Below are 9604 nucleotides of genomic sequence, written 5' to 3'. Positions count from 1 at the left end.
AGGCCGTCGACGCCGTGCTCCGGAAGAGCCCGGAAGTCGGCGACTACAACCAGACCATCTGAGGGCGGGACAAAGCTCGACCGTCAGCGGAATGAAAGCGGCCCACCGACCGGTCCCGGTCGGTGGGCGATCACAGGTCAACCGAACCGAAGCGCCCTGCCCCGCCGGGCTGGCGAAGACAGCGGAGCCCCCGATGATCAGCAGCGCACGTGGCCTGACAGCCTCCGAATGGGACGCCCTCCTGGATATTGCCAGCGGGCTCTCGCCCTTCATGCGTGTCGATCGAGAGATCCTGGACCGTCTGGTCGGCATGGGCCTCGTCGACGTGTCCGCAACCGGCGGCGGCCCGAAGCTGACCTGGACGGGCCGTGAATTCGTGGAGCTGAAGACGAGCGGGCTGTTCCCGCTGATCGGCCGCGGGCCGGAGTTGCTTCTGCAGGGCTGACGAACGCCCGGCGATCTCCGCCCGCCGAACCTTTTTTCCCAGTGCCCGACCGCCCCCGATGTGCGGCGGGCCGATCCGGAGATCACACCATGGCCATCCGTCGCACCGCCGCCGCGCGGTTCCTCGCCACGACGCTGCTTGCTCTCGCCGGCGGCCCTGCTTTGGCCGGCGGCAGCGGTTTTCCGGGCCAGGAGAGCCTTGTCCAGGCCTTCTACTACGAACAGCGGGGCGATCTCGCCCGCGCCAAGCAGATCTACCTCACCACGCTGGAGGGCAACTACTCGCCGCGCGCCAACAAGGACGCGCTGGCGCGGCTGGTGGATCTCGCCCGGCAAGCCGGAAATGTCCAGGAGGAGATCGGCTACCTGGAGATCGCCGTCCGCGCGGGATCGCAGGACGCCTTCTCCGGCCTCGCCAAGATCGCGGTCGAGCGCAAGGTGATCCCGCCGACCCTCACCACGATGGGGCCGGCCTACGAGGAGGCAGCGCTCGCCCTGCCCTCCGTCACGCTCGCCATGTTCATGGCGGAACTGTCGGAGCAAGGTACCGCCGCGCGCTACGGCATCCGCGAGACCGACGCGAGCTTCTGGTATCTCGTCGCCGCCCAACGCGGATCGCGCAGCGGGCTCCTGAAGATGATCGAGACTGCCGTCGCCGCCGGACGTGATCCGGAGGCGCTGGAGTTGCTCGGACACCTGCCGGCCGAGGACAAGGCGCAAAAGATCCTCTCCTTCGGCAAGGACCTCGCCCGTGGCGAAGACCGCATGCCGCTCGACCGCAACCGCGCGGCCAAGTGGCTGGCGATGGCGCCAGCGGCTGTTACGCGGGACACCTACGGCTCGCTGGTGCGCGACGCGATCTCCGACGGCGACGCCAAGGGTGCGCTGTTCTGGTACGCCAAGCTCGGCTCGGCCGGCGGCGTCGGCTCCGCGTCGGCGCTCGGGAAGCTCCACGACATCGCGCCCGCCAAGGACCGGAAGGCGATCCTTGCCACGCTGATGGCGAGCGCCAAGCGCGGCGATGCGGAAGCGGCGCGGGTGGCCGTCAAGATCCTCACCGCCGACGGCGGCAAGCCCTCGGCTGAAGTCGTCGCGCTGCTGCTGGCCGCCGCGCGGGCCGGCGATCCCGGCGCGATCGACCAGCTGACGCGGTCGGTTGCCTCGCTGATGCCGGAGGATCCGGAGACGGAGACAACGATGGCCGCCCTCGCCGACGCCGCCGAGAACGGCAGCGTGCCGGCCATGACGGCGCTCGCGCGCTTCTACGGCTCCGGCGGACCGGTCGAGGTCGATGCCGAAACGAGCCTGTCCTGGTACCGCAAGGCCGCCAAGGCGGGCGATCCGGAAGCGCAGTTCCGCGTCGGCCTGCTGGTGGCCTCGAGCGATCCGGCCGAGAGCGAGGCGCTGATGAAGAAGGCGGCGTCGAAGGGCTACGGCCCGGCGAAATCGGCCCTTGCGGCAGCGCAGGATGTGGTGACGAACTGAGCACCCGAAAACGCTGAAAATCAGCGGATCCGCGCAAGTCTCGGCATCTTCGCAAACGCGAATTAACCCGTGGACCGATAGAGTTGGAACCGTCCATCCACGGGAACTTCCATGCTCTCCACAGCAGTCGGTGCCGTCGCGTTCCTTCTGGCCGCGGCACCCGTCGTCACGCTCCCTCCCGGAGCGCCCACCGTGCTCGTCTCCTCCGAGGCGGCCTGCGCCGCGGTGTCCGGCCCCGTCATGATGCCGGCCACCCAGTCCAAGTACATCACGGGCGATGAGACCCGGTCCGTCACCGATCCCACCAAGAGCATGGCGCGCGCCCGGCAGTTGCAGGCCGTCCGCGCCTTCGTGGAGGACATGACGGTGCTCGCCAACCGCTGGCAATCGTCCGGCGGCGGCGATCTATCGGCAGCGTCCTGCGTGCTCACCCGGCTCTCGGAGTGGGCTGACGCCGGTTCCTTTCTCGGCCTGACGACCGAAGACGCCTATCTCACGCGGGACGTTCTGGTCGCCGACCTGGCGGAGGCCTATCGCCGCGTCGCCGACGCGCCGCTGCCGGACGCGGACCGGGCCGGCGTCGAGGCGTGGCTCCGGACCATCGGCCAGGACACCATCGCCTTCTACGAATACTCCGCCGGACCGCGCAGCCGCGCCAACAACCACCGCTACTGGGCCGGCGTCTCGGTCGGCACGATCGGGGTGGCGACCGCCGACAGGAGCCTCACGGCCTGGGCGAGCGAGAGCCTGCGGCTCGGCCTCTGCCAGGTGCGGGAGGACGGTGCGCTGCCACTCGAACTCGACCGCGGTCGGCGCGCGCTGGAGTACCACGTCTATGCGCTCCGGGCGCTGACCCGGCTGGAAGCCGTGCTCGCCCCGGTGCGGGCTGCGGGCGACGGCGGGGCCTGCGTCGACGGCCTCAGGAGGCTGCGGGTGCTGACGGTCGACTGGTATGCCGGCCGGACAACGCCGAGCGGGGTGCGGCAGGAGCCGCTTCCGGCTGCGTCCCGGCGGTTTCTGGCGGAAGCCTCCGCGGTCACGGATTGAAGAGTCGGAACCGCGGTCTACTGCGGTTCCTTCAATCCGTACCAGAGGTAGGCGGCCTTCAGCCCCATCCGCCGGATCCAGGGGTGCAGCAGGTTCGGCGGCAGCCCGCGGAAGGGCACGGGGAGGTCTTCGACGGTCGACCGCCCGGCGATCATCTCGGCCATCCGCCGGCCCGCCCACGGCGCGGCGCTGACGCCGTTGCCGTGCCAGCCGAAGGCGTAGTGTATGCTCGGATCGTCGTCGAGGCGGCCGAGCGCCGGGGTGAGGCGGCCGGTCAGGCAGACCAGGCCGTTCCAGAAGTGGTCGATCACCACGCCCTTCCAGGCCGGGAACACCTCGCCCAGGCGGCGGGTGAGATAGGACTTCATCCGCATGTCCTCCAGCGGGCTGCCGGCGGTCCCACCGCGGCCGCCGAACAGGAAGCGGCCGTCCGGCAGCATGCGATAGTAGAAGAGCAGATTGCGGGCGTTGGAGACCGGGCAGTCGGTTTTCCAGCCTTCCGCCGCACGCTCGTCCTCGGTCAGCGGCCGCGTCACGATGATGTTGGAGAGCGCCGGAAGCGTGCGATTAGCGAAGCGCGGGTCGAGGTCGTCCGGCGTGTAGCCGTTGGTGGCCAGGAGCACGGTCCGGGCGCGCACCGTTCCGCCCGCCGTGCGGAGGTGGTGGACCGCGCCGATCTTCTCCCAACCGACCACGCGCGAGCCGCCGTGCAGCCGCGCGCCCCGCCGTTCGGCGGCCTCCCTCAGTCCGGCGACGAACTTCAGCGGATGGATGCCGAAGAGATCGCGGATGCCGAAAGCGCCGAACTGCTCCGTGCCGCCATGGCCGATCTCGGCGAAGGCGTAGCGGTCGAGATAGAAGGCCGGCACGCCGAGGACCCGATGATAGAACTCGGCGGCTTCCTTCAGTTCGGGCGCGATCTTCGGCGTGTGCGCCACCTCGTAGATGGCATCACCCTGCGGGTCAGCGTCGATGGCCTCGGTGGCGAGGAGTTCCCGCACCAGCCGGGGCCCCTCCTGCATGCAGTCGAACACCCGGCGGGTCTCCGCCTCGCCATAGGTCTTGATCAGGTCCTCCGGCGACTTTTTCACCCAGGGGTAACCGACGAAACCGCCGTTGCGCCCGGACGCGCCCCAGCCGATCGGGCCGGCCTCCAGCACCGTCGCAGAGATGCCGTGGTCGCGCGCGAGGTGCAGGGCGGCGGAGAGCCCGACGTAGCCGCCGCCGATGATGGCCACCTCGGTGTCGACGTCGCCCGTCACCGGCGGCGCTTCCCGGACCGATGCGCTCGCCTCCCACCAGCTCGGCGCCTTGCGGTCGGTGCGGTAGACGTCGGGATGGAAGACGGACAAGGGCTGTTGCCTCCGCGGGGTGCTCGCGGCGAGATTAGACCAGCGGCGGCAGCCGGTTCAATGCGGACGGGCTCTGTCCCTTTCCAGCGCCGCCGTCTTCGACTACCCCTTGCCGCCCGGGGGCGGGTCGGAGGACAGGCTTGAAATGGCGCTGCGCATCCTTTCTCTCAACGCGTGGGGCGGGCGGCTCCACGAGCCCTTGATGGACTACATCGCAGCGGTCGATGCGGACGTCCTCTGCCTCCAGGAGGTCACCCGGACGCACGCATCCGGCTTCGGCTGGCTCGCCTACCGCGACGGCGACCTCGTCCTGCCGCAGCGGGCCAATCTCTTCGCGGAAATCCGCGCGACCCTGCCCGGGCACCAGGCCTTCTTCCACCCGGCCTCGCGCGGGTTCCTGAACGGCGACGACGGGCGATCGCACGCTTCCGAGTTCGGCCTCGCCACCTTCGTGCGCGACAGCCTGCCGGTGATCGGGCAGGTCGCAGGGTTCATCCACGGCCGTTTCTCGGCTGACGGTTGGGGCGATCACCCGCGGCCGCGGAACGCGCACGGGGTCCGTCTCTACGACGAGGCCGCGCGAGCGCCGATCACGGTGGTCCAGCTTCACGGGCTCCGGGATCCGGCCGGCAAGCACGACACGCCGGCCCGGTTGCGGCAGGCGGAGGCGCTCTCCGACCTCGTCGCGCGGACGCGCGGCAGCCCGGACGAGCGGCTTGTCGTCTGCGGCGACTTCAACGTGCTGCCGGACAGCGCGACCTTCCGGGTCCTCGGTGAACTCGGCCTCCGCGATCTCGTCACGGCCGGCGGGCACACGGATACGCGCACCTCTCACTACACCAAGGCCGGGCGTTTCGCCGACTACATGCTGGTGAACGCCGCGGTGGACGTCGAGGCGTTCGAGGTGGTCGCCGATCCCGAGGTGTCGGACCACAGGCCGCTGCTGCTCGCCGCGCGCTGAACGGCGGCCCGAGGCGCGGTCCCTCTGATCGGACCCGGTCTGAGTTTCGGGCGATGCCGTTGCGCCGGAGCGGAACATCCTGGCGGTGGGCCGGTTCAGCTTGGGTTCCGCATCCCGACAGAAAGCGCCCATTCATGGCCGGTCTTCCCCGCTCCCTCCTCTACGGCCTTGCCGCCGGCGCCGCGCTGGCGGCGGGCAACGTCGTGTCGTCGCGGATCGCGGAAGCGCGGCATCCACCTCGCGGGCGATTCGTGGAGATCGACGGAACAGAGCTCCACGTGGTGGAGGTCGGGCGCGGCGATCCGGTGGTGCTCCTCCACGGCAATGGCAGCATGCTGCCCGATTTCCTCGCAAGCGGCCTGGTCGACAAGCTCGCGGCGCGGCACCGGGTCATCCTGTTCGACCGGCCGGGCTATGGGCATTCCACCCGACCGCGCTGGGGTGCCTGGACGCCCGAGGGCCAAGCCCGGATCTTCGCGGAGGCGTTCGGCGTGCTCGGGCTGGAGCAGCCCATCGTGCTCGGGCACTCCTGGGGTGCACTGGTCGCTGCGTCGCTCGCGCTGGATCATCCCTCGCGCGTCGGGGCGCTCGTACTGGCCACCGGCTACTTCTACCCCTCGGCACGGCTCGACGCGGTGGCCTTCTCCGCGCCGGCGGTGCCGCTGATCGGGGACGCGCTGCGCTTCACGATCTCGCCGCTGGTCGGACGCCTCGCGTGGCCGCACCTCCTGGCCAAGATCTTCGCTCCGCTGCCCGTTCCCGACAGTTTCCGTGCTGCCGTGCCAGCCGCGATGGCGCTCCGGCCGGGTGCCCTGCGGGCCGCGGCGGAAGAGGCGTCGACGATGATTCCAGCAGCGGCGGCGCTGCAGCATCGCTGCCCCGACATCACCCAGCCGGTGGTGATCATCGCCGGCACCGAGGATGCCATGGTCGACACGGACGATCAGTCGGTGCGGCTCTACAAGGCGATCCCGGGCGCGCGGCTCCACCTCGTCCCCGGGGCGGGACACATGGTGCACTACGCCGATCCGACGCGCGTGGCCGATGCCGTGGCGGAGGCCGCGTCCCTGATGCGGAGCATCACGCCACGATCGACGCGCCTTCCTGCTGAAGCTGCGTCCTGATCCGGCAGACGACACCCGTCGGATCAAAGCTCAGGTCGACGGAGCCGCCGACGTCGAAGGTGAGACCCTTCTCGATCAGTCGGGTGCCGAACCCGCGGTGCGTCGGCAAGGTGACGACGGGCCCACCCCGTTCAGTCCAGGTCAGGGCGAGGGTCGACCCTCCTCTGTCCTCAGCCACGGTCCAGGTGATGGAAACGCAGCCGGCGTCGGTCGAGAGCGCTCCGTATTTCACTGCATTGGTGCAGAGTTCGTGCAGCGCCATGGCAAGCGTCACGGCGAGTTTCGGCGGCAGGCGCGCTTCCGGTCCTTCCAGGTGGAATCGTTCGCCCTTGCGGGCCTCGAACGGCCCGATCGCTCCGGCGACCACGTCGCGGAGATCCGCTCCCTCCCAGTTCTCCCGCGTGAGGACGTCGTGGGCGCCGGCGAGCGCGACAAGCCGGGCGGCGAAGGCTTCGCGCGCCTCGGCCACTTCGACGCCGGGCCGAAGCGTCTGGGCGGCGATGGACTGGACGGATGCCAGCGTGTTCTTGACGCGGTGGTTCAGCTCGTTGACCAGCAGGCGAAGGTGCCGGTCGGCGCGTTCCAGGTCGGCGATGTGCCGAACGCGCTCGGTGACGTCGATGTTGACGCCGATCAGCTGCACCGGGTGCCCCTCCGCGTCATAGAGGAATCGGCCGGACCCTTCGATCCATCGCACGACCCCATCGGGCCGGATGATCCGGAAGGAGAAATCGATCGCGGATTCGCGGTTCTCCATCGCCGTTGTCAGGCGCTCTTCGGACGGCTTGCGGTCCTCGGGATGAACCCGCCGGGCCCAGTCCCCGATGGTCCCCTCGAAGTCGCCCGGGACCATGCCGAAGATGCGCTGTTCCTCGTCCGACCAGACCACCCGGCCACTTGGGATATGCCAATCGAAGATGCCGATGCGGTGGGTGCGGGTGGCGATCTCCAGCCGCGCCTCGCTTTCCTGCAGGCGGCGTTCGGCGTCCTTGCCCGCCGTGATGTCCTGGACCAGGCCCTGCATGCCGATCGCCGCGCCGACCTCGTCGTAGGTGCCGCGGCCCTTGGCGGCGATCCAGCGGATCGTCCCGTCCGGCAGACGGACGCGGTATTCGGCGGCGTAGCGGCCGCGCGTGGCGATCGCGGTCTCCACCATGGCGCGCGCCTGCTCCGCATCCTCCTGGACCAGGTGGTCCCGCTGCAGGTCGGTCCAGGTGGTCGAGAGATCGTCGAGGCCGAACATTTCGGCGCCGGCCGCGGAGAAGGTCACCACGTCCGTCGCGGCGTCCCAGCTCCAGTCGCCCATCTCGGAGGCGTCGAGGGCGAATCGGAGCCGTTCCTCGTTGGCGCGCAGGGCCTCCATCATGCGACGGTGCTCGGTGATGTCGCGGAAGGCGATGCCGAGACCCTCCGGGATCGGGAAGGCGCGGATGTCGACCCAGACGCCGGGGCGGACAGCCGAAGGCGACGCGAAAGCGTCGGGACGGCGTTCGTCCATGGCACGGCGGTAACGGCGCTCGAAATCGGTGCCGGCGAAGGCCGGGATGACGTTCCACAACACGCGGCCGATCACCTCGGCCCGGGGCCAGCGGAAGTAGAGCTCGGCAGCCGCGTTGAAGGCGGTGATTCGCCAGCCGAAATCGACGGCGAAGTAGCCATCCCCGATGCCGTCCAGCACTGCCGCGTCCGTGCCCATGGAGCGGATGCCGCCGTCCGGAGCCGTCGCGGCGAACTGCCGGAGCGCAGCCCGGATCACCTCCTCGGGTCCGGAAAAACGGCCGGCCGCGACCTCGCCGTCGACGAAGGCCCTGAGGTCCGCCGGCAATGGCACCGAGTACGCGCGATCCCACATCAGGCGACCAGCCCCGTCTCGGCCGGCCGTCCCACGCTGGTCCGGCGGCCGGGTCCAATCGCCCCCCGCGCCCATGATCACATTCATGCCACGGTATGGGAAGGCCGTGTTCCTACGACCGACCGTCACGCCGCGGCGGTGAGCGCCTCCCGGAAGCGCTCCAGCGCCCAGTCCACCTCGTCGCGGGTCACCACCAGCGGCGGCGCGATCCGGATGGTGTGGCCATGGGTGTCCTTGGCGAGGACGCCGCGGGCGCGCAGGTCCTCCACGATCCGGCGGGCGCCGCCGGCCTCCGGGTGCAGTTCGACGGCGAGCATCAGGCCGCGGCCGCGCACCTCCTTGACGAGGTTGGAGCGGATGTCGGCGAGCCCGGCCTTGAAGTAGGCGCCCATGCGCTCGGAGTTGCCGATCATGTCCTCATCCGTCAGCACCTTCAGCGCCGCGCGTGCGACCGCGCAAGCGAGCGGGTTGCCGCCGAAAGTGGAGCCGTGCTGGCCTGGCTTCAACGTCCCGAGCACGTCGGTGTTGGAGAGCACCGCGGAGACCGGATAGAAGCCGCCGGACAGCGCCTTGCCGATCAGGGTGACGTCGGCGACGATGCCCTCGTGCTCCTCCGCCAGCAGCTTGCCGGTGCGGCCGAGGCCGGTCTGGATCTCGTCGAGGATCAGCGTCACCTGGCGGGCCGTGCAGATCTCGCGGACGCGCTTGAAGTAGCCCGCGGGCGGGATCATGACGCCGGCCTCGCCCTGGATCGGCTCCACCAGGAAGGCGACCGTGTTGGGGCCGATCGCCGCCTCCAGCGCGTCGGCATCGCCGAAGGGCACCACCTTGAAGCCCGGCGCGAAGGGGCCGAAGCCGCCACGGGCGTCCGGATCGGTGGAGAAGGAGACGATGCCGAGCGTCCGGCCATGAAAGTTGTCGGAGGCGACGATGATCTCCGCCTGCCCGTCCGGTACGCCCTTCACCTCGTAGCCCCACTTGCGAACGGCCTTGATCGCCGTCTCCACGGCCTCGGCGCCGGAGTTCATCGGCAGCACCTTGTGGCTGTCGGTAAGCGCGGCGAGCTCTTCATAAAGCAGCGCCAGCTGGTCGTTGCGGAAAGCGCGCGAGGTGAGCGTCAGCTTGCCGGCCTGCTCCACCATCGCGGCCAGGATCTTCGGGTGGCAATGGCCCTGGTTCACCGCCGAATAGGCCGACAGGCAGTCCAGGTAGCGGTTGCCGTCGACGTCCCACACCCAGACCCGCTCGCCCCGGGTCAGGACCACGTCGAGCGGTTTGTAGTTGTGCGCGCCGAGCCGGTGCTCGATGTCGATGAAGTCGGTGGTGTGGAGGGTCATGG

Annotated in this window: 8 protein-coding genes; 5 read left to right on the top strand and 3 right to left on the bottom strand. The window is 70.0% G+C overall.

The annotated features are described in order from the left end of the window. The first annotated feature begins 193 nt into the window (after positions 1–193). From HZ321_RS20355 to HZ321_RS20345, 3 genes are all read left to right on the top strand, one after another. On the top strand, positions 194–445 hold the full coding sequence (locus HZ321_RS20355; RefSeq protein ID WP_181704240.1) for a hypothetical protein: 252 nt from the start codon (positions 194–196) through the stop codon (positions 443–445). Positions 446–534: 89 nt separating this feature from the next. Then, on the top strand, positions 535–1929 hold the full coding sequence (locus tag HZ321_RS20350; protein WP_181704239.1) for a tetratricopeptide repeat protein: 1395 nt from the start codon (positions 535–537) through the stop codon (positions 1927–1929). Positions 1930–2040: 111 nt separating this feature from the next. Further along, the gene (locus HZ321_RS20345; RefSeq protein ID WP_181704238.1) at positions 2041–2976 is read left to right on the top strand and encodes an alginate lyase family protein; all 936 of its coding nucleotides are present in this window, start codon (positions 2041–2043) and stop codon (positions 2974–2976) included. 17 nt (positions 2977–2993) lie between these two features. Here the strand turns inward: HZ321_RS20345 and HZ321_RS20340 are convergent, their stop codons facing one another. Then, the gene (locus HZ321_RS20340) at positions 2994–4328 is read right to left on the bottom strand and encodes an NAD(P)/FAD-dependent oxidoreductase (RefSeq protein ID WP_181704237.1); all 1335 of its coding nucleotides are present in this window, start codon (positions 4326–4328) and stop codon (positions 2994–2996) included. Between the two features lie 151 nt (positions 4329–4479). On the opposite strand from HZ321_RS20340, the gene HZ321_RS20335 reads away from it, so the two are divergent. Together HZ321_RS20335 and HZ321_RS20330 are read left to right on the top strand one after the other, a co-directional pair. Then, entirely contained in the window at positions 4480–5289 is an 810-nt protein-coding gene (locus HZ321_RS20335) for an endonuclease/exonuclease/phosphatase family protein (protein ID WP_181704251.1), read from the top strand. Between the two features lie 134 nt (positions 5290–5423). Further along, entirely contained in the window at positions 5424–6413 is a 990-nt protein-coding gene (locus HZ321_RS20330) for an alpha/beta fold hydrolase (protein WP_181704236.1), read from the top strand. Here the strand turns inward: HZ321_RS20330 and HZ321_RS20325 are convergent. After that, entirely contained in the window at positions 6370–8265 is a 1896-nt protein-coding gene (locus tag HZ321_RS20325; protein ID WP_181704235.1) for a PAS domain-containing protein, read from the bottom strand. The genes HZ321_RS20330 and HZ321_RS20325 overlap by 44 nt on opposite strands. A 125-nt stretch (positions 8266–8390) precedes the next feature. After that, positions 8391–9602, bottom strand: coding sequence for an ornithine--oxo-acid transaminase (gene rocD / locus HZ321_RS20320; protein WP_181704234.1), 1212 nt, complete (start codon positions 9600–9602; stop codon positions 8391–8393). Between the last annotated feature and the right edge of the window lie 2 nt (positions 9603–9604).

It is taken from the genome of Chthonobacter albigriseus (assembly GCF_013839445.1).
Taxonomy (GTDB): Bacteria; Pseudomonadota; Alphaproteobacteria; order Rhizobiales; family Pleomorphomonadaceae; genus Chthonobacter; species Chthonobacter albigriseus.
This window is presented reverse-complemented; position numbering and strand designations above follow the sequence as displayed.